24 protein-coding genes, 2 tRNA genes and 1 pseudogene are annotated in these 21,793 nt (G+C 67.1%); 10 read left to right on the top strand and 17 right to left on the bottom strand.

Annotated elements, in window-relative coordinates; translation table 11 throughout:
- Positions 1–38 precede the first annotated feature (38 nt).
- The 3 genes from AADH62_RS07215 to msrA form a co-directional block, all read right to left on the bottom strand.
- Positions 39–509, bottom strand: a complete 471-nt coding sequence (locus tag AADH62_RS07215; RefSeq protein WP_292734593.1) for a DUF6993 domain-containing protein — start codon at positions 507–509, stop codon at positions 39–41.
- A 94-nt stretch (positions 510–603) separates the two neighbouring features.
- A complete protein-coding gene (locus AADH62_RS07210) occupies positions 604–1,080 on the bottom strand; it encodes a single-stranded DNA-binding protein (protein ID WP_341578858.1) in 477 nt (158 codons plus the stop codon).
- Positions 1,081–1,240: 160 nt separating this feature from the next.
- Positions 1,241–1,765: a peptide-methionine (S)-S-oxide reductase MsrA gene (gene msrA / locus AADH62_RS07205; RefSeq protein ID WP_341578857.1), complete on the bottom strand. Its 525-nt coding sequence runs from the start codon at positions 1,763–1,765 to the stop codon at positions 1,241–1,243.
- A gap of 120 nt (positions 1,766–1,885) precedes the next feature.
- Between msrA and AADH62_RS07200 the strand changes: the two genes are divergently transcribed.
- A complete protein-coding gene (locus tag AADH62_RS07200; protein ID WP_341578856.1) occupies positions 1,886–2,104 on the top strand; it encodes a hypothetical protein in 219 nt (72 codons plus the stop codon).
- A gap of 22 nt (positions 2,105–2,126) precedes the next feature.
- Here the strand turns inward: AADH62_RS07200 and AADH62_RS07195 are convergent, their stop codons facing one another.
- Positions 2,127–3,551, bottom strand: a complete 1,425-nt coding sequence (locus AADH62_RS07195; RefSeq protein WP_228178188.1) for a PLP-dependent aminotransferase family protein — start codon at positions 3,549–3,551, stop codon at positions 2,127–2,129.
- Positions 3,552–3,610: 59 nt separating this feature from the next.
- Here AADH62_RS07195 and AADH62_RS07190 point away from each other — a divergent pair, with 59 nt between their 5' ends.
- Entirely contained in the window at positions 3,611–4,243 is a 633-nt protein-coding gene (locus AADH62_RS07190; protein ID WP_228178187.1) for a YczE/YyaS/YitT family protein, read from the top strand.
- Between the two features lie 7 nt (positions 4,244–4,250).
- On the opposite strand, the gene AADH62_RS07185 is transcribed toward AADH62_RS07190, so the two are convergent.
- Positions 4,251–4,326 (bottom strand) — tRNA-His (locus tag AADH62_RS07185).
- Between the two features lie 36 nt (positions 4,327–4,362).
- On the bottom strand, positions 4,363–4,986 hold the full coding sequence (orn, locus tag AADH62_RS07180) for an oligoribonuclease (protein WP_341578855.1): 624 nt from the start codon (positions 4,984–4,986) through the stop codon (positions 4,363–4,365).
- A gap of 63 nt (positions 4,987–5,049) precedes the next feature.
- Here orn and AADH62_RS07175 point away from each other — a divergent pair.
- The 4 genes from AADH62_RS07175 (at position 5,050) to AADH62_RS07160 (ending at position 6,298) form a co-directional block, all read left to right on the top strand.
- A tRNA-Arg gene (locus AADH62_RS07175) sits at positions 5,050–5,125 on the top strand.
- A 29-nt stretch (positions 5,126–5,154) separates the two neighbouring features.
- On the top strand, positions 5,155–5,505 hold the full coding sequence (locus AADH62_RS07170) for a metallopeptidase family protein (RefSeq protein WP_300593556.1): 351 nt from the start codon (positions 5,155–5,157) through the stop codon (positions 5,503–5,505).
- On the top strand, positions 5,496–5,798 hold the full coding sequence (gene clpS / locus AADH62_RS07165) for an ATP-dependent Clp protease adapter ClpS (RefSeq protein WP_341578854.1): 303 nt from the start codon (positions 5,496–5,498) through the stop codon (positions 5,796–5,798). The genes AADH62_RS07170 and clpS overlap by 10 nt, the downstream gene beginning before the upstream one ends.
- Positions 5,795–6,298, top strand: a complete 504-nt coding sequence (locus AADH62_RS07160; protein ID WP_341578853.1) for a DUF2017 family protein — start codon at positions 5,795–5,797, stop codon at positions 6,296–6,298. Before clpS ends, AADH62_RS07160 begins: the two co-directional genes overlap by 4 nt.
- Positions 6,299–6,319: 21 nt before the next feature.
- On the opposite strand, the gene AADH62_RS07155 is transcribed toward AADH62_RS07160, so the two are convergent.
- The 3 genes from AADH62_RS07155 to AADH62_RS07145 are packed head-to-tail and all read right to left on the bottom strand — an operon-like array spanning position 6,320 to position 8,526.
- Entirely contained in the window at positions 6,320–6,910 is a 591-nt protein-coding gene (locus AADH62_RS07155; RefSeq protein WP_341578852.1) for a hypothetical protein, read from the bottom strand.
- Positions 6,885–7,205 (bottom strand): hypothetical protein, encoded by a 321-nt coding sequence (locus tag AADH62_RS07150; protein ID WP_195691589.1) that lies wholly within the window; start codon positions 7,203–7,205, stop codon positions 6,885–6,887. Before AADH62_RS07150 ends, AADH62_RS07155 begins: the two co-directional genes overlap by 26 nt.
- 58 nt (positions 7,206–7,263) lie before the next feature.
- On the bottom strand, positions 7,264–8,526 hold the full coding sequence (locus AADH62_RS07145) for a DNA polymerase IV (protein ID WP_341578851.1): 1,263 nt from the start codon (positions 8,524–8,526) through the stop codon (positions 7,264–7,266).
- A 126-nt stretch (positions 8,527–8,652) separates the two neighbouring features.
- On the opposite strand from AADH62_RS07145, the pseudogene AADH62_RS14575 reads away from it, so the two are divergent.
- Positions 8,653–8,922 (top strand): annotated as a pseudogene (locus AADH62_RS14575) (hypothetical protein); the annotation flags it as partial.
- Between the two features lie 83 nt (positions 8,923–9,005).
- On the opposite strand, the gene gatB reads toward AADH62_RS14575, so the two are convergent.
- Genes gatB through gatC form a run of 3 tightly spaced genes read right to left on the bottom strand, consistent with a single transcriptional unit; the run spans position 9,006 to position 12,357 of the window.
- Complete coding sequence (gatB, locus tag AADH62_RS07140) at positions 9,006–10,538, bottom strand: Asp-tRNA(Asn)/Glu-tRNA(Gln) amidotransferase subunit GatB (protein WP_341578850.1); 1,533 nt, start codon at positions 10,536–10,538, stop codon at positions 9,006–9,008.
- Entirely contained in the window at positions 10,538–12,061 is a 1,524-nt protein-coding gene (gene gatA / locus AADH62_RS07135; protein WP_341578849.1) for an Asp-tRNA(Asn)/Glu-tRNA(Gln) amidotransferase subunit GatA, read from the bottom strand. The genes gatB and gatA overlap by 1 nt, the downstream gene beginning before the upstream one ends.
- Positions 12,058–12,357, bottom strand: coding sequence for an Asp-tRNA(Asn)/Glu-tRNA(Gln) amidotransferase subunit GatC (gene gatC, locus AADH62_RS07130; protein ID WP_228178178.1), 300 nt, complete (start codon positions 12,355–12,357; stop codon positions 12,058–12,060). Before gatC ends, gatA begins: the two co-directional genes overlap by 4 nt.
- An 81-nt stretch (positions 12,358–12,438) precedes the next feature.
- Between gatC and AADH62_RS07125 the strand changes: the two genes are divergently transcribed.
- Entirely contained in the window at positions 12,439–14,142 is a 1,704-nt protein-coding gene (locus AADH62_RS07125) for a long-chain-fatty-acid--CoA ligase (protein WP_341578848.1), read from the top strand.
- 25 nt (positions 14,143–14,167) lie between these two features.
- Here the strand turns inward: AADH62_RS07125 and AADH62_RS07120 are convergent, their stop codons facing one another.
- Both AADH62_RS07120 and AADH62_RS07115 read right to left on the bottom strand, forming a co-directional pair.
- Positions 14,168–14,410: a hypothetical protein gene (locus AADH62_RS07120; RefSeq protein ID WP_341578847.1), complete on the bottom strand. Its 243-nt coding sequence runs from the start codon at positions 14,408–14,410 to the stop codon at positions 14,168–14,170.
- A 24-nt stretch (positions 14,411–14,434) separates the two neighbouring features.
- Positions 14,435–14,821: a hypothetical protein gene (locus tag AADH62_RS07115; protein WP_341578846.1), complete on the bottom strand. Its 387-nt coding sequence runs from the start codon at positions 14,819–14,821 to the stop codon at positions 14,435–14,437.
- Between the two features lie 170 nt (positions 14,822–14,991).
- Here AADH62_RS07115 and AADH62_RS07110 point away from each other — a divergent pair, with 170 nt between their 5' ends.
- Together AADH62_RS07110 and AADH62_RS07105 are read left to right on the top strand one after the other, a co-directional pair.
- Positions 14,992–16,458 (top strand): HNH endonuclease signature motif containing protein, encoded by a 1,467-nt coding sequence (locus AADH62_RS07110; protein WP_341578845.1) that lies wholly within the window; start codon positions 14,992–14,994, stop codon positions 16,456–16,458.
- Between the two features lie 76 nt (positions 16,459–16,534).
- Positions 16,535–17,065, top strand: coding sequence for a GNAT family N-acetyltransferase (locus AADH62_RS07105; RefSeq protein ID WP_341578844.1), 531 nt, complete (start codon positions 16,535–16,537; stop codon positions 17,063–17,065).
- Between the two features lie 3 nt (positions 17,066–17,068).
- Here the strand turns inward: AADH62_RS07105 and ligA are convergent, their stop codons facing one another.
- The 3 genes from ligA to AADH62_RS07090 form a co-directional block, all read right to left on the bottom strand.
- Positions 17,069–19,360 (bottom strand): NAD-dependent DNA ligase LigA, encoded by a 2,292-nt coding sequence (gene ligA, locus AADH62_RS07100; protein ID WP_341578949.1) that lies wholly within the window; start codon positions 19,358–19,360, stop codon positions 17,069–17,071.
- Between the two features lie 85 nt (positions 19,361–19,445).
- Entirely contained in the window at positions 19,446–20,543 is a 1,098-nt protein-coding gene (gene mnmA, locus AADH62_RS07095) for a tRNA 2-thiouridine(34) synthase MnmA (protein ID WP_341578843.1), read from the bottom strand.
- 9 nt (positions 20,544–20,552) lie between these two features.
- Positions 20,553–21,740 (bottom strand): cysteine desulfurase family protein, encoded by a 1,188-nt coding sequence (locus AADH62_RS07090; RefSeq protein WP_341578842.1) that lies wholly within the window; start codon positions 21,738–21,740, stop codon positions 20,553–20,555.
- Between the last annotated feature and the right edge of the window lie 53 nt (positions 21,741–21,793).

Here is a 21,793-nt window from a genome sequence, read left to right as displayed (position 1 = left end):
CCGACCAGTCTACGGGCCGCCCGAGTGTCGCCCGCGCCTCACCAATCGATGGGTCGGGTGTCCCCGATGAGGCAACGGCCGGTCTGAAGACCCGGCATGACGGCTACCACGGGGTCTCCCGTCGAAGGGCCGACCTGGCCGACAAGGCACTCTTCGCCCCACCGAACCGAGAATTGGATGCTCTCAGCCGGGTTGCCGACGGTCGACTCGTCGTACGTGACTTCCATTGCCGACTTGTCGAAACCCGCCTGGGTGAGGCCATCGATATAGGCGCGCCCCTGAAAACGCTGGTCGGTTGCCCATACGGTTGCGACGACGTCGGCGAAGAACGGCAGCGCCTCGTCGGCGGTCGTCGCCTCACTGACCTGAGCCGGTGCCGCAGACGCTGTTTCAGTCGGGGTGGGTATGGCAGTGACAGTCGGCGTCGGCGATGGTTCCGGAGTCGCGGTACACCCCGCGAGCATCCCGACCACCAGTGCCGCGCTGACTATGGAGGCGAATCCGCCCAAGCGAGAGCCTCCCCTGACAGGGGGCGGAGCGGTCATTTCAGCGGCACACACGCTGAGGAGTCTAGAGCCCCACTCCCCTCGGCTCCCTGGGAGCCTAGAACGGTGTCTCGCTGCCGACCGCTGGGGCAGCGGCGGCGCCGTCGAGTCCCGGTGCAGCCCACGAGTCCTGACCGTCATCGGGGCTCACCGGAGCGGCGGATGCGGTCCCCTGCGCGGTTGCCTGCTTGGTGTAGGTCGTGGTTCCCCACCGCAAGTCGTGACCGACAGTGTCGGCGTCGATATCGATGCTGACACCCTTCTTGCCGCCGGCCTCCCAGGGACGAAGCCGCAGACGGCCGGTGACCACCAGCGGCTCCCCCTTCGTGACCGAGGCGGCGATGTGCTCGGCAAGACCCCGGAACGCGGAGACGTTGTACCAGTTCGTCCCGTCGTCGACCCAGGTGCCGGTCGAGCGATCGAGACGGCGCTGCGCACTCCCGAGCCGAAAGTTGACGACGGGCAGACCTCCCGCCGTGATCTTGAATTCCGGAGGGCCCGCAACGTTTCCCGTGACGGTGATGATGTCCTGCATTTCTCCCTTTCCCGCCCGGAGCGGTTCCGGGCTGCGCTGGTACCCGAGTGCCCGTCGGGTACCAGCGCCGAGATCAGGCTCGCCGATCATCGCTAACCGACGTCCGCCGCCCCATTGAGCCGTGGACAGACCGCGCACCGGCGTGGCTGGGGAGGAAAACTCAGGCCGTCACATACTCCGCGAAGCGCGCACGAACCTTATTCACCTTGGGCACTGCAACAGCGAGGCAGTAGCCCTGCGTGGGGTTCTTCGCGAAGAAGTCTTGGTGGTACTCCTCTGCGGGATAGAACTCACCGAGGGGCTCAATCGTGGTGACGATGCCGCCATCCCACCACTCGGCCGCGCGATCGCGGGCTGCTTCGAAGAGCTCGCGCTGCTGGTCGTCGGCGGGAAACATCGCGCTGCGGTACTGGGTTCCGATGTCGTTTCCCTGTCGGTTCAGCTGTCGCGGATCGTGCATCGTGAAGAAGGCATCCAGGATGACGTCGTCCGAGATGACGTCGGGATCGAAGGTGACGGCGACGGCCTCGGCGTGCCCGGTACGGCCCGTGCAGACCTGCTCATAGGAGGGGTTCTCGACGGTGCCGCCGACATACCCCGAAACGACCGACGACACTCCGCGAAGAGCGCGGTACGCCGCGTCGAGACACCAGAAGCAGCCGCCTGCGAGAACGAACGTGTGCATGATTTCTCCTTGTTGTGGCGCCGGGTTCTCGGCGCCACTGGCAACAACAGTCTCGCGCGTATTGCTGTTCCCTGCGATGTGTCGGAGGTCGGATCTATGTTCGATCTCAGGGAGACCCAGATGCAGGCATCACGCATACAGCTCGTGCCGATCGGGATCGACGCCTGGCGCGTCGTTGATGCGGGCCGCGGGCCGATCGGTCACCTGCGCGTCGATCGCGACGCTCAGGGTGAGCACTTCGCGGTGAAACGCTTCCACCCGAGTGACAGGCAATTCCATGCGCTCGGACGGTTCTGGAGCCGCGATGACGCCGTCGAGGCCCTCCTGCTGTCGACCTGACGTCTGTCCCGAGGTCGGCGACTCAGACCGGTGAGCTCCAGAGGTCCCGGACACCGTGCGGAGCATCTCGAAGCACGCCCGGCCAGACGTCCGCAAGAATCTCGACGGCCCGGCGCAGGTCGCCGGGGGGTGCGGTAAACGGAATGCGTAGGTGCCGTTCGTTTCCGCCATCTGGCGCGAACCTCGGACCGGCCGACAGGAGCAGTCCGGCCGTCCTGGCTTGGAGCACCAGCGCCGAACTCAATGGCGCGTTCAGCTCGACCCAGAGGGCGACTCCCCCATCAACCGAGGGCACGCGCCACTCCGGCAGCCGTTCCGCCAGCGCTGAGACCAGCGCATCCCGTCCCTCGCGCAGGAACTCACCGCGATGTCGCGCGATCTCGGGCAGCCGCGGAATCAGCCCGGTTGCCACTGCCTGTTCGAACTCCGGTGTACCGAGGTCGTACGCCGGGCGTTCCTGCACGAGCCGGTCGATGAGGTCATGGTCGGTCCGTATCCACCCGACACGCAAACCTCCCCACACGGTCTTGCCGAGCGACCCGACGCGCACCACGAGGGATTCATCGGTCGCCTGGAAACCGCGGTCCTGGGATCCTCGATCGATGTCGAGGTCGGCGGTCGTCTCGTCGATCGCCAGGAGGGTTCCAGAGCGCTGTGCAGCCGTCATGATGGTCTCGCGCTCGTACGCCGACATACTGCGGCCCGTCGGGTTCTGGAAGTCGGGCATGAGGTAGGCAAGGGAGGGGCGGGTGCGAGCGAAGGACTCGGCGACGCGCTCGAGATCCCATCCGCTTTCGGCCGCTACCGGGATGCCGACGAGCCGCCCGCCGGCGCGACGGAGTGCGTCGGCTGCATGCGGATACGTGGGGGTCTCGATCGCGACGCGATCGCCGCGTCCGATGAGCACGCTCGCAAGCAGGTGGATCGCGCTCTGGGCACCGGCGGTGATCATGATCTGGCGAGACTCGGTCGGCAGTCCCCGAGCGCGGAACAGCTCGGCGATGGCTTCGCGCAGCTCAGCGCGACCGAGGACGTCGTACCCCGAGCGCGAGGCGAGGGTCGCGGCATCGGCCGCAACCTCGGCCATGTGACCCGCAAGCCCGGGCCAAGCTGGGGGGCTCGCCTGCTGGAGGTCGATGGTGCCGTCAGTTCCGAGCACCCTCGCGACCTCGCGCCGGCCGAGCGGAAGGGTGACGCTTCCCGACCCCCGCAGGCTGCTGATGTGCCCGGAGTCGCGAAGGCTCTGATAGGCCATCGAGACGGTGCTGCGACTGATTCGAAGTGCGGTGGCGAGTTCGCGCTCAGCCGGAAGCGCGGTCCTGGGCGCGATGCGGTTGTCCAAGCAGAGCAGACGGATGCCGTCGGCGAGCGCCTCGTAAGCCGGTTCGCGCGTGCGCCATCCGCCCAGTGCGAGGGTCAGTGATCGCGCGGACATTCGGGACTCCACGGCCACTCCTTCCCGATTGGACTGGTCACGTCAGTCCACTTCTGGTCTTGGATGGTGCCATGCCGCGCCGCATCCTGCAACTTCTCATCGGGCTCCCCCTCTACGGGGCCGGAGCTGCGCTGACGGTTGATGCTGGACTGGGCGTCGACCCCTGGACTGTGCTGGCCGAGGGCCTGTCGATCAGAACCGGTATCGGCGTCGGGTGGATGACGAACATCCTCGGCCTGTTGATCCTGCTTCTCTGGATTCCGCTGCGCCAACGCCCCGGCATCGGCACCGTGGCCAACATCCTCGTCGTCGGAACCGCGATGCAGGTCACCCTCTGGGTCCTGCCACCGATCACGGGATTCCTCGCGCAGCTTGCGGTGCTCGTAAGCGGCATCCTGCTCGTCGCCGTCGCCTCGGGGCTGTACATCGGCGCGCACTTCGGGCCGGGTCCCCGCGACGGCCTGATGACCGGCCTGCGCAGCCGGTTCGGGATGCCGATCTGGGCAGCTCGCGCCAGCGTCGAGCTCACCGTGCTGGTAATCGGGTGGCTGCTGGGAGGCACCGTCGGGCTCGGGACCGTCCTGTTCGCGGCGACCATCGGCCCGCTGGTACACCTCACCTTGCCGCTGTTCGACACCGCTCGCACGCGGGCGACATCGCGGCTGGTAGCGGCGCCGACCACTCCCCTCGCGTCACCGAGGTAGGAATACGTGGGGTGGCTAACGGGGCTTGAACCCGCGACCCCCGCGACCACAACGCGGTGCTCTACCAACTGAGCTATAGCCACCATGTGCACACCGGAGTGCGCAACCAAAAGATTCTCTCACACGCCGGGGGCGAACGCCGACACGGCGACAGCCGCTGCCTGCTTGGCCTCATCGCTGGTCGGACCCGGTTCGGGAACGAACACGACGCTGCGGTAATACGCCAGCTCGCGCAGCGATTCGCTGATGTCGGCGAGCGCGCGGTGGCCGCCATCCTTCGCCGGGGCGTGGATGTATGCGCGTGGGTACCAGCGCCTGGCCAGTTCCTTGATGCTCGACACATCGACGTTGCGGTAGTGCAGCCACCGATCGACGCGGGGCATGTACTTGGCAAGGAACATCCGGTCGGTGCCGATCGTGTTGCCCGCCAGCGGCGCCTTGCCCTCGAGCGGTACAAAGCGCTGGATGTACTCGAGAACCTCGAACTCGGCCTCGGCGACGCTGACGCCGTTCGGAATCTCCTCGAGCAGGCCAGACTTCTCGTGCATAGCGGTGACGAAATCGTTCATGTTCGCCAGCGCAGAGGCGTCGGGTTTGATCACGATCTGGAAGCCGGGATCCAGCGGGCGCAGCTCGAAGTCGGTGACGATGACAGCGATCTCGACGAGTTCGTCGACGGCGAGATCCAGCCCGGTCATCTCACAGTCGATCCACACCAGTCGGTCGTTCTCGCTCGAAGCCATGCCGCCCATCCTAGAGCTGGCGCTCACGGCGACCGCGGCGGCTCCCGGTAATCTGGTGGATGCGCCTCCGTAGCTCAATGGATAGAGCATCGGCCTTCTAATCCGACGGTTACTGGTTCGAGTCCAGTCGGGGGCACCAGATGAGTGGCGGGAAGGCGCGGGGGCACGATGATCGAGATGGATGCCGACGCGTTCGAGCACCTGGTCGTCGAGGAGCTGGACCGGCTGCCCGATGACATGGTCGACGGACTCGACAACGTCATCTTCGTGGTCGAAGACCGCGGCGAGGATGGGTCTCTCGACCTCCTGGGCCTCTACGACGGGTGGGCGCTGACCGAACGCGACCGATACGGCGTTGGTGAGCTCCCCGATCGGATCATCGTCTATCGTGAAGCCCACCTGGCGGCGTGCGACGATCTGGACGAACTTCGCGCTGAGGTCCACACGACTCTCGTGCACGAGATCGCGCACTTCTACGGGATTGACGACGACCGACTCCACGAGTTGGGATGGGCTTGATGAATAGCGCGACACTCCCTCGGGCAGATGAGGATGTCGACACACGCCACGCCGCTGACATGCCGTGGCAGACGGTCGTGTGGAATGACCCCGTCAACCTCATGAGTTACGTCACCCACGTCTTTCGCAGCTACTTCGGTTTCAGCGCTGAGCGGGCGGAGTCGCTGATGCTCGCCGTGCATCACGAGGGCCATGCCGTGGTCGCCGAGGGCGCGCGCGAACAGATGGAGCTTCACGTTCATGCCATGCATGACTACGGGCTTTCGGCGACAGTGCGGAAGGCTCCGGCATGACCCGCGAACTCGTAATGGCGATCACGCGCATCGAGGCCCTGCACCTCTCGCAGATGACGGAGCAGTTCCGGGACCTCCTCGATGCCACGACCGATGCATCAAACGATGATGCCGTGGCACGCCTCGTTCCCGAGGGGTATCTCGACGACGACGCCGCAGCCCGCGAGTTCCGCCGTCTGACCGAGCGCGAGCTCCTCGATCGCCGCCATGCGGATGCGGAGACCGTCCTCGGCATCCTGCGCCCGACTCTCCCGACCTTGCCGGTTGCATCCGACGACCCGGAACTCACGGAAGAGGTCGTCGTGCACGCGAGCGCCGATGACGTGAGCGCCCTGCTGCGTACGCTGTCGGCCATTCGTCTCGTGTTGGCGACGCGGCTCGGGATTCAGGCCGACGACGACCACGACGCCGCTGATCCGCGTTTCGGGATCTACGACTGGCTCGGCTACCGCCTCGACAGCCTCATCACCGCGATCGACGCGGACTCCGACGAACCCTGACGACACGCGACGCGGGTCGGCTCAGGGCACGACGAAGACCCGCGTGGCGTGCGCGGCCGGATCGTCGCGTGCGATGTGGTCGTCCTCCTGCCGCGCCCAGCGCTCCCAGTGTGGGCGGTAGGTGTCTCCATCGCGCTCGAGGGCCCTCTCTCGTCGAGAGTCGGCCGGCGATTCGACCCAGACCCGCACACCCGCGAGCACCGCAGTCGCCGGGGTGAGGATGCCGGATCCTTCGACCACGAGAGGGAGGCCGGGGTCGACGCCATGGGACTCCGCGTACTCACCCGCGCTCCAGTCCCACCGTCGCCAACGCCCCTGCTGCCCGGCAGCGTGCGGGATGAGGACGTTTCGCGTGACATCCTCGACAGCGGCATCCAGGCCGTCCCATCCCGGGTAGGTCGAATCCAGAGCAAGCAGCTGCGGCGTGCCGTCCAACGGCCAGCGGTCGAGAAGGAGGCGGGTCAGACTCGTCTTGCCGGCCCCGCTGCGCCCATCGATCAGGATGACGGGTGCCGGCGCGGCACATGCCAGGATGTCGTCCCGCAGGACGTCGGTGGCGTCGGTCAGAACCTGACCGACTGGGTCGTCACTTCTTGAGGGCGCGGATGACACGAATGAGAACGTGGCCGGCGACCCAGACGAATGGGATGCCGACGGCGAGTAGAGAGATCAGGTTGGGCTCGAAGCGCAGGTCATCGCCGCGGCGGATGTAAGCGCCGATCGGAATCGCCGTGCCGCCAGCGCCGCCGCCTCCGTTGCCGCCCTCATCCGAGCCTCCGCCGAACCCAGAGGACGCGAGGGCGACGGGGATGATCTTGATGCCGTCGACGTCCTGCTGTTCTCCGTAGATGCCGGAGACGCCGAAGGATGCTGCCTGCTTGCCGAGTTCGAGCGCGATGTTGGGCATAGCCCCACGCTACCGGCCCGAGTCCCTCGAAGACAGGGCGACCTCGATCCGATCCTGGTCAGCGCGGATCATCGCGAGGCAGGCGGGGGTTGGAGGGAAGCGTACCGCCGCCGCGCTCACTGATCAGCGTCGCGCGGGTGATCGCCCCTCGACCGAACCGGGCAGCCGCAGTATCCAGCGCGGATTCGACGCGCCGCCACTCTCCGTCGTCGTCCCACAGGGTGGGCGCTGACTCGCTAAGGGTAAGTAGCTTCTCGGCACGGACGCCCACGAGCCGGATGGGGAGGCGCCTGTCGATCGCGTCGAACAGTTCCAGAGCGACCTCCCCGAGGCGCTGACCGACGGAGCTCGGCTCCGGGAGGCTGCGCGAGCGGGACACGGTGCTGAAGTCGGCGAATCGCACCTTGATCACCACCGCTCCGGCCTCCCACGATGCCGCACGAAGTCGCGCCGCTACCCGGTCTGCCAGGCGACGCAGTTCCGATCGCAAGACAGCGGTGTCGCTGATATCGGTGTGGAAGGTCTCTTCGTGTCCCACGCTCTTCTCCACACGGGTCGTCGTGACCTCCCGTGCGTCGCGGCCGCGCGCGAGATTCCACACGCGCTCCCCCATCGCTGCACCCAGGGCGCGCTCGAGTACGGCCTGCGGCGTGTCCAACACGTCGGACACCGTGTGGATGCCTCGCGATTCGAGTGCCTCGGCAGCCTTCGGACCCACGCCCCATAGCGCCCGCACCGAACGTGGCGCGAGGAACGCTGCGGTGTCGGCTTCGGCAACGATCAGAAGGCCATCCGGTTTGCTTAGCGTCGAAGCCATCTTCGCGACGTGCTTGGTCGCTGCGGCGCCGACGCTACAGGTCAGGCCGGTTTCGTCACGCACGCGGGCGCGAAGCATCCGCGCGATCGTTCCGGGAGAACCCCATAGGCGCCGTACTCCTCGTACGTCGAGGAAAGCCTCATCGATCGACAGCGGCTCGACCACCGGCGTGATGTCGTGGAAGACGCGCATGACCTCGCGTGACATCGTCACGTAACGGTCGAAGTGGGGCGGCACGACAATCGCCTGGGGGCACAGACGCAGCGCCTGGCCGACCGGCATCGCGGCGCGGACGCCGAACGCGCGGGCCTCGTACGAAGCGCTGGAAACGACCGAGCGGCTCTCGGGCGCACCGATGATGATGGGCTTTCCCGCGAGGGTCGGGTCATCGAGCACCTCGACCGCAGCGTAGAACGCATCCATGTCGACGTGCAGGATGTCGGCGCCGGTGTCATCCGCGTCGTCGGGCGACACGAGGCGATTTCTGCCGTCCCCTCGTCCCATGAGTCCATTCTCGCCCGCACCACCGACAGTGCTCTCTCGGCATTCCCATCACGACCGGACAGATGACGTCAAGCAAGAAAGTAATACCCTGGGGGGTATTGAGACACGAAACTGAAGGAGCACACCGTGATCACCTCCACCCGCTCTCTCGCCGTCGCGGCTGCCACACTCACCGTGGTGGGACTGACGGCATGCACGGCGACACTGCCGCCCAGAACCCCTGTAGACGTATCCGCGGCACCAACGACCGAGAACCCAGCGACGTCGACCGAGCCCCCGCTCGCCGACGCCGCCTCCGGTGACGTCGACGCCCAACTGCTCTATCTCATCGAAGAGGAGAAACTCGCGCACGATGTCTACACCGTTCTCGGCGACCTCTGGGGCGGCAACGTCTTCACGAACATCGCGCCTCCTGGGGGGCTCCGAGAACCATCTGGCGGCGTTCGAACGGCAAGCCTGATCGAGGTGATCCTCGCCCGTCAGGACTGCGAAGCGCGCTCCAGAATGAGTTCGCGCACGCGCGCAGCGTCGGCCTGGCCCTTCATCGCCTTCATGACCGCGCCGATGATGGCCCCGGCCGCCTGGACCTTGCCATCGCGGATCTTCTCGAGTACGTCGGGCTGAGACGCGAGCGCCTCGTCGATCGCCGCGATGAGCGCCCCGTCATCTGAGACGACCGCGAGCCCTCGCGCGGCGACGACCTCCTGCGGCGTGCCCTCGCCGGCGATGACACCCTCCAGCACCTGCCGGGCAAGCTTGTCGGTGAGCGTTCCTGCATCGACGAGCCCCTGGAGAGCCGCGACGTCAGCGGGCGAGACGAGGTCGCTCGCTTCGCGGTCCTGAGCGTTCGCGATCCGAGCGATCTCGCCGGTCCACCACTTGCGCGCTGCAGCCGGCGATGCACCGGCGGCGATCGTGGCCTCGACCTCGGCGAGGATGCCGCCGTTGGCGACATCCTGGAACTCGAGGTCGGTGAAGCCCCACTCGGTCTTGAGCCGACGGCGACGCGCCGCCGGGGCCTCGGGGAGTGCCGAGCGAAGCTCCTCGATCAGCTCCGCCGGCGGCTCGACGGGGAGCAGATCGGGCTCGGGGAAGTAGCGGTAATCGTCGGCATCCGACTTCGGACGACCGGGCGAAGTGGTGCCGGTGTCTTCGTGCCAGTGTCGGGTCTCTTGCGTGATCGTGCCGCCGGCAGCAAGAATCGCGGCTTGGCGCTGGATCTCGTGGCGCACGGCCCGCTCGACCGAACGCATCGAGTTCACGTTCTTGGTCTCGGTGCGCGTGCCGAGCGGCGCCGGCGGCTCGCCGGCCGCGACCCGCGGGCGCAGCGAGACGTTCGCATCGCAACGCAGGTTCCCGCGCTCGAGTCGCGCCTCGGAAATGCCGAGCGAGAGCACGATGTCACGGATGGTCCGGACATACGCCTTGGCGATCTCGGGCGCCCGATGCTCAGCGCCGAAGATCGGCTTGGTGACGATCTCGACCAACGGGACGCCAGCGCGGTTGTAGTCGACGAGCGAATACTCGGCACCCTGGATGCGGCCGGTGGAGCCTCCCATGTGGGTGAGCTTTCCGGCATCCTCTTCCATGTGCGCGCGCTCGATCGGCACCTCGACGATCGTGCCGTCTTCGAGTTCGACTTCGACCTTGCCCTCGAAGGCGATCGGCTCGTCGTACTGCGAGATCTGGTAGTTCTTGCCGAGGTCGGGGTAGAAGTAATTCTTGCGCGCGAACCGGCTCGAGGGCGCGATCGAGCAACCGAGGGCAAGGCCCAGGCTGATCGACGAGCGCACGGCTGTCTCGTTCACAACCGGCAACGCGCCCGGCAAGCCCATGTCGACCGGAGCGACGAGGGTGTTTGGTGCAGCGTCGTGGTTTGCCGCGTGGGCGGGGTTGCCGGCGGCCGAGAACATCTTGGTCTCGGTGTTCAGCTCGACATGCACCTCGAACCCGAGGACGGGTTCGAACAACTCGAGCGCCTTGTCGAAGTCCATGAGCTTTGCGGTAGCCATCAGGCACGACCTCCCGTTGCGGCGCCCAGAACCGGGGCGCGATCAAGCAGCGGACCACCCCACTCGTCGACAAGCAGCGCTTCGAGCGCCGCGCCGACGCGGTAGAGCCGGGCATCCTGCCTCGCCGGGGCGAGGAACTGGATGCCTACCGGCAGCCCATCGTCGGCCGACAGGCCAGAAGGAAGCGAGATGCCGGGGACGCCTGCGAGGTTCGCGGGGATCGTTGCGACGTCGTTGAGGTACATCTGCAGCGGATCGTCGACCTTTTCCCCGAGGCGGAATGCCGTGGTCGGCGCGGTGGGTGTCGCGATGACGTCGACCTGCGCGAACGCCTCGTCGAAGTCGCGCTGGATGAGTGTGCGAACCTTCTGCGCGGACCCGTAGTACGCGTCGTAGTACCCGGCGCTCAGCGCGTAGGTGCCCAGGATGATGCGGCGCTTGACCTCGTCGCCGAAGCCGGCATCTCGGGTCGCGGCCATGACATCCTCGACGGTTCCCCCGGGAACGTCGATGCGGAGTCCAAAACGAACCGAGTCGAACTTCGCGAGGTTACTGGATGCCTCAGCAGGCAAGATCAGGTAGTAGGCCGCGACGCCATACTCGAAGTGCGGGGCGCTGATCTCGACGATCTCGGCACCCTGAGCCTCCATCCGGGCAAGCGCCGCGCGGAACGACTCGGAGACGCCGCTCTGGAAACCGCTGTCGGGCAGTTCGCGGATAACGCCGACCCGCAGACCCTTCAGCACATCACCGCGAGCACCCTCGCGTGCGGCATCCGCGAACGACGGCCAGTCCTCGGCGAGCGAGGTCGAATCGTGCGGGTCGTGGCCGCCGATCACGTCATGCAGCAGGCCAGCGTCGAGCACCGTGCGCGTGACCGGTCCAACCTGGTCGAGGCTGGAGGCGAGCGCGATAGCACCGTAGCGGCTGACGGCGCCATACGTGGGCTTGAGGCCCACCGTGCCGGTGACGTGGGCGGGTTGGCGGATCGAGCCACCCGTGTCAGAGCCGAGCGCGAGCGGCGCCTCGAACGCTGCTACCGCCGCCGCAGAACCGCCGCCGGACCCACCGGGGATCCGCTCGAGATCCCAGGGATTATGCGTCGGACCGTAGGCCGAGTGCTCGGTCGAGGACCCCATCGCGAACTCGTCCATGTTGGTCTTGCCCAGTGGCACAAGACCGGCAGCACGTGAGCGAGCAACGACAGTCGCGTCGTAGGGCGACATGAACCCTTCGAGGATGCGGGAGCCGCTCGTCGAGGGCATGTCGGTCGTGACCAGCACGTCCTTGATAGCGAGAGGGACTCCCGCGAGTTCGGGAAGTACCTCGCCCGCCGCGCGCCGAGCGTCGATGCTGGCAGCGACCTCGAGCGCCTGGTCGCTGACGTGGAGGAAGGCGTGGATGTCGGCATCCACCGCTGCGATCCGGTCCAGGTGGGCGCGCGTGGCCTCAACACTGGAGACCTCGCCAGACGCGAGCGAGGATGCGAGTTCGGCTGCTGTCAGTCGGGTGAGGTCAGTCACTGCTCTTCCCCCAGGATCGCGGTCACACGGAAGCGGCCGTCTGCGGCATCCGGAGCGTTCTGCAGCACCTGCTCGGGCGTGAGCATGTCGCCGGGAACGTCGGCGCGGAACACGTTGTGCAGGGCGATCGGATGACTCGTCGCGGGCACCTCGGGAGTGGCGACCTGAGACACCTTGGCGATGTTGTCGACGATCGCGTCGAGCTGACCGGTGAGGCGCTGAACCTCGTCGTCGCTCAGGCGGATCCGGGCGAGCACACCGAGATGGCGCACGAGATCGGGGGTGATTTCAGACACCGGACCATTCTAGGCGGGGCGATGGCGCGCCCCCGCCGAGCCCTCTCCCGGACAGCGAGCCACGCCCCTAGGCTGGGTGCCGTGACCTCTTACGACCCGCCCCGCCCGTGGATCGCCAGCTACGCGGAGGGAGTTCCCGAGGACCTCGAGCCGGTCAGTGGGTCACTGATCGACATCGTCGGCGCATCCGTCCGGGACTATCCCGACGCACCGGCGCTGCAGTTCTTCGGACGCACGACGAGCTACCGGTCGCTCGACGAGCAGATCCAGCGCGCAGCTGCCGCATTGCACACACACGGCGTTCGAGCAGGCGACCCTGTCGCCATCGTGTTGCCGAACTGTCCGCAGCACATCGTTGCCTTCTACGCGATCCTGCGCCTGGGCGCTGTTGTCGTCGAGCACAACCCGCTCTACACGCCGCGGGAACTGCGCAAGCAATTCGAAGACCACGGCGCCAAGCACGCGATCGTCTGGAGCAAGGTAGTGCGCACGGTCCAGGAGTTCCCGCGCGACCTGCGGGTGAAGACGCTGATCTCTGTAGACATCACCAAGGCCATGCCCTGGACGATGCAGCTGGCGCTGAGGCTCCCGATCGCCAAAGCCAAGGAGGCCCGCACCGCGCTGACCGAGCGAGTCAGCGGCGCGGTCAGCTGGGATGACGTCGTCGGTCACGAGCCACTTCCTGTCACGCATCCGTCACCCTCGACCGACGATCTCGCCCTCATCCAGTACACGAGCGGAACAACGGGCAACCCCAAGGGAGCGTCGCTGACCCACCGGAACCTGCTGTCGAACGCGGCGCAAGCGCGGGCCTGGGTTCCCACGATCCATCGCGGTGAAGGATGCGTCGTCTACGCCGTCCTACCGATGTTCCACGCCTATGGGCTGACACTGTGCCTCACGTTCGCGATGTCGATGGGAGCACGGCTGGTCCTCTTCCCGCGATTCGATCCCGACATGGTGCTGGAGGTGACGAAGAAGCATCCGGCGACCTTCCTGCCGCTCGTTCCGCCAATCGCGGACCGGCTGCTGAAGGAGTCCCAGCGCACCGGGATCTCGCTCGCGGGCACCGGTATCGCGATCTCCGGCGCGATGGCACTCCCCCACGAACTCGTCGTGCCGTTCGAGGCCGAGACCGGCGGATACCTCGTCGAGGGCTACGGCCTGAGCGAATGCTCCCCTGTGCTGATGGCTAACCCGGTCGCCGAGAATCGCGTCCCCGGAACAGTGGGGCTACCCCTCCCGGGCACGGAGTGTCGCGTCGTTGACCCCGATGACCCGACTACGGATGTCGCGCCGGGCGAGCGCGGCGAGCTCATCGTTCGTGGACCGCAGGTCTTCTCGGGATACTACGGTCGTCCGGAGGAGACCGAAGAGGTCTTCGTTGACGGCTGGTTCCGAACCGGAGACATCGTCACGATCGACGACGCCGGTTTCGTGCGCATCGTCGATCGCATCAAGGAACTCATCATCACCGGTGGCTTCAACGTCGCCCCCACCGAGGTCGAAGGAGTGCTGCGTCAGCATCCTGCCGTCGCCGATGTCGCCGTCGTCGGGCTGCCGTCGGAGCACTCCGGCGAGGAGGTCGTCGCCGCGATTGTGCTCGATCCGAGCATCGAGGACATCGATGAAACGGCGATCCGGGACTTCGCTCGCAGCATCCTCACCCCCTACAAGGTGCCGCGCCGCATCTTCGTCGTCGATGAGCTGCCGAAGTCGCTGATCGGGAAGGTGCTGCGCCGGCAGGTGCGCACGAAGCTCCTGGAGCTCTCGGGCGACGAGTAAGAATTCCCCTGCGGCGCTACTCCAGTCACTGGCGGGGTTCGAGCGCACCCCGCCACGACACGATCGACCGGCGCGTTGGCTCGCCGACGCCGGCGACATCGAACCACCGATGCACGTCCAGGTTGTCGAACATCTCGGCGAAAGCGGTCTCGGGAGTATGGCCCCACCGTCGCGCTGCGTCCCTCCGGAGCTCAGCGTGAAAGGTGGGCCCGTGCAGAGTCTCGAGCGCAGGGACCAAGCCATCGGTGTCGAGCGCGCGTTGGGTCATTCGGCAATTCTGCCTGGCACGGGGTCAGGATTGGTCGTCGAACGCACGCACCAGGTACTTCGGCGCCTGAACGCGCCACGCCTCGACGACGAGTTCAGTAAGGTGCTCGGCGCCGATCTCGGCCAGCCGGAACGCGACCTTCGGCTCTCCCCAACGTGTTGTCTGCGATAGGAAGACGCGCGGATACATCTGGCGAAGAGCCTGCGCGTCGATAGCATCCCCGACCTTGAGACCTATTACCTGCTCGGTAGCGATCACCGTGCGTATCGGCTCGGGAATACTCGGCCACGGACGACACTCCCACACGAACGGCTTCGACCGCACGAACCACGACGTTCCACTGATTGTCGTGCGCTCTTCACCGCCAGGCAGTCGCGCCGCGACCGCCCGCACGTCGTCTACCGTCGCCACGGCACCAGCCTAGGAGCCGCCACCGACGCGCAGCGTTCGGGATAGCCCGTCGAGGCCCGCCCGCGTCAATGTCGGAGGCCCCTTCTAGAGTTGAGGGTAAGAACACATCGCACACGTGCCCACTTAGTGCGAGGCGGATGCCGCTTCTGGCGGTCCGAACGGAGATGGTTATGGGGCACGACGCGAACACCACGGTTGGTGGCCGGTGGCGTGCTTTGGACGCGCTCATCACCGAGTTGGAGGACGCGCACCGGGCTGTTGCGGAGGCACAGGCGCGTGAAGCACGGCTGTTTGCCGCAGCGTTGGATCTGGCGTTGGAGCGCGCCGCGGAACAGCACGCTGCGGGGCTTCGGCGTCGCAGTCACGCGGATCTGCCGTTGCGGGAGGTTGCTGCTGAGATCGGCGCGGCGTTGCGGCTCAGTGACCGGGCCGTGCAGCGGCGCATGGGCGACGCATCCACGACGGTCACCGACTACCCCGACGTGCTCACCTCGTGGGAGCACGGAAAGATCGACGCGGCCCATGTCGCGGCGATCCTCGACGCCGGAACCGGCATCAGCCCCGACTTGCGGGCCAGGTACGAGACGTGCGTGCTTGCTGCCGCGGAAACCGAGTCCGCCGGACGCTTGAAGAGTATCGCCCGGATCATCGCCGCCCGCGTTGACCCCGAGGCTGCGGCCCGCCGCCAGCGTGCCGCGAAAGCAGACCGGCACATCCGCGTCATCGACCTCCCGGACGATATGGCGCGGCTAATCGCCGACCTCCCCGCAACCCTCATCTACGCGATCTACGACCGGCTCACCTGCATGGCGAAGGGCGTCCCGGATACACCCGATACCGCCGCGCCCGATACTGCCTCGACCGTCCCCTTGCTGGTCGATGGGTCGGAGCCGGATGCTGCGACCGATTCGGCCGTTGATGAGCAGCGGAACGGGAACGTGGTGCGCGTGCGAACTGGCCCGGCCGGAGACGCCCGTGGTGACGCCGAACTTCACGACATCACCCCAGAACGGCACGTCGTGGACACGAGGACGATGGATCAAAAACGCGCCGACCTGCTGGCCGACATGCTGCTAGCCGCCGCACCGGTGGCGCACGGGGCGGGCCTGGACGCCATCCGCGGCGAAGTAGCCATCACCGTTCCGGTCCTGACCCTTGCGGGGGTCGGGAACCAGCCGGCACTCCTGGCCGGGTACGGGCCCATCGACGCCGAAACCGCCCGCCGCCTGGCCGCGAACGCACCCGGCTGGGACAGGGTCATGACCGACCCCTACACCGGCGCCGTGCTCGGCGTCGACCGATACCGAAAGAACAAAGACCTCGAACAATACCTCCGCGCCCGAGACGAACGATGCCGGTGCCCGGGATGCGTCAGGCTCGCACGAGGGACCGATGTCGACCACACCGTGGATGCCGCCCGTGGCGGACCGACCGAACACACGAACCTCGCCCACCTCTGCCGACGACACCACACCCTCAAACACGAAACCGCATGGCGCGTGAAGCAGCTCCCCGGTGGCATCCTCGAATGGACCAGCCCCACCGGCCGCACCCACCGCGACCGACCACCCGGGGTCGTCACATTCGTACCCGACGCAACTATCACCGCCATTCTGAACGAGACCGCACCGTTCTGACGTCGGCGGCGACACCACGACGCTGCACGCTGCCCTAGATCAGTGCGCTTGGGCAATGATGTGAATGATGAACGTCATGCTGCGTCCCTGGACCCGCGCAGATGCACCGGCGCTCGTTGCAGCCGCCGCGAGCAGTCCGGACCTCGCCCACCAATTCGGCGGCGTCGACCTGAGCATCCCCGAGGCCGCCGAGACATTCATTGAAAAGTCCCTGCGTTTCGACGCGACAGCAAAGAACTGGGCAATCGTTGAGGACGGGATCGCCGTCGGAAACGTCGGCGCATCAGCAATCGAGTTTCGACACGAAACGGCCTGGGTGTACTACTGGCTTGCAACCGAAGCTCGCGGAAAGGGATACGCCACGGGCGGCCTCCTCGCCGTCTCCGACTGGGCCTTCCGCACCGGTCTCTACCGCCTCGAACTCGGGCATCGCGTCAACAACCCTGCCTCATGCCGAGTCGCCACCGCCGCCGGGTATCACGCCGAAGGAATCGAGCGCGAGAAGCTCAGGTACGGCGACAACCGGTACGACGTCGAGACGCATGCGCGACTTGCGAGCGATCCCGCCCCGCGCACTCAAGCGCCAGCACTACCCCTCGTCGTTTAGTCCCTACTCCCCCAGCGCCGCAGGACCCTGCTCGACAAGGACGCGGAACTGCGCGGCGTCGATGATGCGGATGCCGAGCTCCTCGGCCTTCGCGAGCTTCGAGCCCGCGCCTGGCCCCGCCGCGACGAAATCAGTCCTCTTCGACACGCTCGAGGCAGCCTTCCCACCGGCAGCGATGATCGCCTCCTGCGCACCCTCGCGGGTGTATCCCTCAAGAGTCCCGGTAGCCACAACCGTGACACCCTCGAGAACGCCGCCCGAGGCGACAGCAGCACCCGGACCCGGATGCCCGGGAGTGGCAAGCTGCGCTCCGGCATTCGCCCACCGCTCAACGATCTCCACGTGCCAGTCGACCTCGAACCAGTCGATGATCGCATCGGCGATGATCGGGCCGACGCCCTCGACTGCGGCGAGCTCTTCACGGGACGCTGCACGAATCGCATCGATCGACCCGAACCACTGCGCCAGCGCGCGGGCGGCGACCGGGCCGACGTGACGAATGCTCAACGCGACGAGAAAGCGCCACAGCTCCTTCGTCTTGGCGCGTTCGAGATTGTCGAGCAGCTCATGCGCCGCCGCGGACAGGATGAACTCGGCATCCCCATCGAACGGCCCGTCGGGATCGAACACGGGATCGGGGCGCGACGCGGTCGGCGCACGGCCTTCCAGGGGAGCCTTGCGCTGACGACGGAACGGGCTGCGCGCATCCGGCTCGCCGTCAGCATCGAGACGAACCAGTCCCGTCTCGGCATCCCGGACTTCGACGTCGATCGGAAACAGATCCTCGGCGCGCAGATCGAAGAGGGCAGCCTCGGTGACCAGCGGCGGCACCTCGGGCCGCAGCGGATGCGTCAGGGCGGCGGCTGACACCTCGCCGAGCCCCTCGATATCGAGAGCACCACGTGAACCAATGTGCTCCACCCGCCCCCGCACCTGCGCCGGACACGACCGCGTGTTCGGACACCGCAAGTCGATGTCGCCTTCTTTCGCGGGGGCGAGCGGAGAGCCGCATTCGGGGCAGTGCGTCGGCATGACGAACGCGCGTTCGCTCCCGTCGCGCAGCTCGACGACGGGGCCGAGCACCTCGGGGATGACATCTCCGGCCTTGCGGATGACGATCGTGTCGCCGATCAACACACCCTTGGCCTTAACGACGTCCTGATTGTGCAAGGTCGCCTGGCGCACGACACTGCCGGCGACCCGCGCGGGCTCCATGACGGCAAAAGGTGTCGCCCGACCGGTGCGCCCGACCGACACCACGATGTCGAGCAGCTTCGTGTTCACCTGCTCGGGCGGGTACTTGTACGCGATCGCCCACCGCGGTGCGCGGCTTGTCGCCCCCAGCTCGTCGTGTAGCGCCAACTCGTCGACCTTCACGACGACCCCGTCGATCTCGTGCTCGACGTCGTGGCGGTGCTCGCCGTAGTGACGGATGTAGTCGGCAGCGGCATCGACTGATTCAGCGACCGTGAAGTACCGACTCACCGGTAGCCCCCACGATGCCAGCAGGCCATAGACCTCGCTCTGGGTCGCCACGGGAGGATCCGGCCAGGCACCGATGCCGTGAACGGTCAGGCGCAATCGCGAGAGCCGCTCGTGCATCGCCTCGAGTTGGCGCTCGTTCTTGCCCTCGCGCTTTTGCCGCAGAGACCCTGACGCTGCGTTCCGTGGATTCGCGAACAGCCGGTCCCCCATCGACTCCTGGTAGGCGTTGAGCGACTCGAAGTCAGCCACGGTGAAGAACACCTCTCCGCGCACCTCAACGAGCTCCGGATGCCCCGAGCCGGCGAGCACGGTCGGGATCCCCGCAACGTCCCGAACGTTCTCGGTGACGTCCTCGCCGATGCGCCCATCGCCGCGGGTGGCAGCCGACACGAGGCGCCCACGCTCGTAGCGCAGCGACAGGGCGAGACCGTCGATCTTCAGTTCGCAGAGATAGTCGACTCCTGCGCCGACATCTCGCTCTACCCGCGCTGCCCAAGCGCGGAACTCGTCCTCACTGAAGACGTTGTCAAGGCTCAGCATCCGTTCGGCGTGCTCGACCGGCGCAAAGAGCGTTCCGGATGCCGCGCCCACCGACAGAGTCGGAGAGTCCTGCCCTTGAACCTCGGGGTACAGGCGCTCCAACGCCTCGAGTCGCTGCATCCACCCGTCGTAGGTGGCGTCGTCGACGAGAACCTCATCGCGGCCGTAGTACGCGTCGCGCGCATCAATGATCAGGTCGGTCAGCCGTGCAGCCTCGGCACGGGCGTCGTCGAGCCCGAGCCGCGCGAGCTCCGCATCCGAGGTCGTCACAGATGCAGAGGAGACGTCGTTCGTGGCCACGAGTGCAGTTTAGGCACCACCCACGACATGGCAGGCCGACGACGGATGCCGACCCTCAAGCGTCGACGGGGACGGCCGAGCGGGTGCGATCGATCGTGAACTGGCCGATTACGCGGGTGCCGTCGTAGAGCACAGCGGTCTGCCCGGTCGCGACACCGTCCAAGGGCTCATCGGGGGTGACGACGACCTCGCCGTCGACGATCTCCGCGCGTGCAGGCACGGGATCGGCATGAGCCCTGATCTGAACGTCGCACGGGAAGGATGCCGTATCCGGCGTCCGCCCCGCCCAACTCGCCCGCGATCCGGCGATCTCCGCGGTCGCGAGAGCTTCCTTGGGCCCCACGACCACCGTGTTCGTCACAGGTCGGATCTCGAGCACGAACCGCGGCTTGCCGTCTGGCGCGGGCGTGCCGAGAGCGAGTCCGCGCCGCTGCCCGACCGTATAGGCGTGGGCACCATCGTGGGTGCCGACCTGAGCACCGGAGCGATCGACGATCGGTCCCTCCGCGATACCGACGCGCTCGGCGAGCCAGCCCTTCGTGTCGCCATCCGGGATGAAGCAGATGTCGTGACTGTCGGGCTTGTGCGCCACGGTCAGGCCTCGCTCCTCGGCCTCGGCGCGGACGACAGCCTTGGAGGGTGTCGATCCGAGCGGGAAGAGGCAGTGCGCGAGCTGCTCGGCGTTGAGCACGCCGAGCACGTACGACTGATCCTTGGCGGCATCCGAGGCGCGGTGCAGCTCGCGGCCTTCTGGCGTCTCCACGAGCGTCGCATAGTGACCGGTGCAGACGGCATCGAAGCCGAGCTCGATTGCGCGTTCCAACAGCGCCGCGAACTTGATCTTCTCGTTGCAGCGCATACAGGGGTTGGGGGTGCGTCCGGCGCGGTACTCGGCGATGAAATCGTCGATCACCTCGTCGCGGAACCGCTCCGAGAAATCCCACACGTAGAACGGGATGCCCAGGCGATCGGCGGCACGACGGGCATCCATCGCGTCCTCGATCGTGCAGCAGCCGCGACTTCCCGTACGCAGCGTGCCGCCCGCACGCGAAAGCGCGAGATGCACCCCAACGACCTCGTGTCCGGCATCCACGGCGCGCGCAGCGGCGACAGCGGAGTCGACTCCGCCACTCATCGCCGCCAGAACACGCATGGTCCCAGTCTACGAGCGGCCATCTGGACGGGGCCCGGATGCCGCCCGCGCGCGCTCGACCGCATCGGGGAGCACGCGAAGGACTGCGGCGATATCGGCATCCGTCGTCGAGCGCCCCAGCGTGAATCGCAGTACCTCGCGCGCCTCCCGCTCGCTTCTGCCCATGGCCATTACGACGTGGGACGGCTCGGGAACACCCGCCTGACACGCCGACCCCGTCGATACCGAGACGCCCGCCATGTCGAGGAGGAACAGAAGCGACTCCCCCGACGAGCCAGGAAAGAGAATGTGCGCGTTTCCCGGCAGGCGATCGACCGGATCGCCCAGCAGTTCGGCGCCCGGCACCGTCGCGAGAACTCCCGCGATCAACCTGTCGCGCATCACCGACAGGCGCTCTGACTCCTCGGCAAGCTCCGCGACCGCGAGCTCAGCAGCCACCGCGAATGCTGCGGCTCCAGCGACATCCTGCGTCCCCGAACGCAACCCTCGCTGCTGGCCCCCGCCGTGCAGCAGCGGATCCAATCGGGCAGACCGGGCGACCACGAGTGCGCCGACTCCGATGGGGCCACCGACCTTGTGCGCCGAAACACTCATGGCGAGCAGCCCGGCTCCGGGGCGAGCGTCGCCTCGCAGCTGCGCGAAAGACACCGGCACATGTCCGAACGCCGCGATGGCGTCCAGATGCATCGGCACGCGCTCGGAGGCTGCGGCCTGGGCGAGAGCGGCAACCGGGTTGACCGTACCCACCTCGTTGTTGGCGACAAGGGCCGTCGCCAGCGCAGCGCCTGGGAGAGCCGCCGCGAACTCGGCGGCGTCGATCGCCCCGCTGGTCGTGAGTGGCACACTCCGGATGCCGGCCCCGTCGCGCCGTGCGATCCATTCCACCGGGTCGATCGATGCATGGTGCTCGCCGTCGGGAAGCACGATGTCAGATGTTCCCGGGCGGCGCGTCTGCCAGAGCCCCTTCAGGGCGAGGTTCACGGCTTCGGTTCCGCCGGAGGTGATCACGATCTCGATCGGATCGCACCCGACCGCGGCAGCGAGCCGCTCCCGCGCATCCTCCAGGACTCGCCGCGCGCTCTGGCCATTCGCGTGGATCGACGACGCATTGCCGACGACCTCAGTCGCCTCCAGCCACGCCTCGCGCGCCTCAGGACGCAGCGGAGTCGACGCGGCGTGATCCAGATAGATACTCACGGAATCCACTGTGCCACCGACCCCGGTACTGCGGCGCGACAGCCGCCGAGGGC

Origin of the sequence: Microbacterium schleiferi (genome assembly GCF_038150145.1) — a bacterium.
In the GTDB taxonomy this organism is placed as follows: Bacteria; Actinomycetota; Actinomycetes; order Actinomycetales; family Microbacteriaceae; genus Microbacterium; species Microbacterium schleiferi_B.
This window is presented reverse-complemented; position numbering and strand designations above follow the sequence as displayed.

Bases quoted from the DNA above. Each gene is read 5' to 3' on its own strand.
- AADH62_RS07210 (WP_341578858.1), bottom strand. From the start codon at position 1,080: ATGCAGGACATCATCACCGTCACGGGAAACGTTGCGGGCCCTCCGGAA.
- msrA (WP_341578857.1), bottom strand. From the start codon at position 1,765: ATGCACACGTTCGTTCTCGCAGGCGGCTGCTTCTGGTGTCTCGACGCG.
- AADH62_RS07200 (WP_341578856.1), top strand. From the start codon at position 1,886: ATGCAGGCATCACGCATACAGCTCGTGCCGATCGGGATCGACGCCTGG.
- AADH62_RS07190 (WP_228178187.1), top strand. From the start codon at position 3,611: ATGCCGCGCCGCATCCTGCAACTTCTCATCGGGCTCCCCCTCTACGGG.
- orn (WP_341578855.1), bottom strand. From the start codon at position 4,986: ATGGCTTCGAGCGAGAACGACCGACTGGTGTGGATCGACTGTGAGATG.
- AADH62_RS07170 (WP_300593556.1), top strand. From the start codon at position 5,155: ATGATCGAGATGGATGCCGACGCGTTCGAGCACCTGGTCGTCGAGGAG.
- clpS (WP_341578854.1), top strand. From the start codon at position 5,496: ATGGGCTTGATGAATAGCGCGACACTCCCTCGGGCAGATGAGGATGTC.
- AADH62_RS07160 (WP_341578853.1), top strand. From the start codon at position 5,795: ATGACCCGCGAACTCGTAATGGCGATCACGCGCATCGAGGCCCTGCAC.
- AADH62_RS07150 (WP_195691589.1), bottom strand. From the start codon at position 7,205: ATGCCCAACATCGCGCTCGAACTCGGCAAGCAGGCAGCATCCTTCGGC.
- AADH62_RS07145 (WP_341578851.1), bottom strand. From the start codon at position 8,526: ATGGGACGAGGGGACGGCAGAAATCGCCTCGTGTCGCCCGACGACGCG.
- gatB (WP_341578850.1), bottom strand. From the start codon at position 10,538: ATGGCTACCGCAAAGCTCATGGACTTCGACAAGGCGCTCGAGTTGTTC.
- AADH62_RS07120 (WP_341578847.1), bottom strand. From the start codon at position 14,410: ATGACCCAACGCGCGCTCGACACCGATGGCTTGGTCCCTGCGCTCGAG.
- AADH62_RS07110 (WP_341578845.1), top strand. From the start codon at position 14,992: ATGGGGCACGACGCGAACACCACGGTTGGTGGCCGGTGGCGTGCTTTG.
- AADH62_RS07105 (WP_341578844.1), top strand. From the start codon at position 16,535: ATGCTGCGTCCCTGGACCCGCGCAGATGCACCGGCGCTCGTTGCAGCC.
- mnmA (WP_341578843.1), bottom strand. From the start codon at position 20,543: ATGCGTGTTCTGGCGGCGATGAGTGGCGGAGTCGACTCCGCTGTCGCC.